Origin of the sequence: Streptococcus oralis, from assembly GCF_023109315.1 — a bacterium.
Taxonomy (GTDB): Bacteria; Bacillota; Bacilli; order Lactobacillales; family Streptococcaceae; genus Streptococcus; species Streptococcus oralis_BS.
Genome location: NZ_JALDUF010000005.1, coordinates 64,615 through 65,012 on the forward strand (window position 1 = coordinate 64,615; position 398 = coordinate 65,012).

General features: G+C 43.2%; 1 protein-coding gene. It reads right to left on the reverse strand.

Annotated elements, in window-relative coordinates:
• Nucleotides 1–398: MucBP domain-containing protein (locus tag M1F74_RS07220; RefSeq protein ID WP_247946690.1), on the reverse strand; the 398-nt coding region annotated here is incomplete at both ends.

Sequence of the window (398 nt, forward strand, 5' to 3'; positions counted from 1 at the left end):
GTCTTCACTTTTTCGTAGACATGTTCAGTGTCGCCGTTTGGAAGTTTCTTAGTCTCTACGAAGCGGTAACCTGGAATATCTTTCTTAGGTTGTTCCCCATCTTCACTTGGATATCCTGGAATGTCGTTTCCTTCCTTATCCTTGTGACTGGTCTTCACTTTTTCGTAGACATGTTCAGTGTCGCCGTTTGGAAGTTTCTTAGTCTCTACGAAGCGGTAACCTGGAATGTCTTTCTTAGGTTGTTCGCCATCTTCGCTTGGAATTAATGTATTCCCCTTAGTATCTACAAAAGAAGTAATTGGACGTACAGTTGGAGCTGGGGTTTTCTTCTTGTAGACATAAACCACATGGCTGTCACCTTCAGTCACCTTACCATTAGCTGACGCGGAATTTGGAGA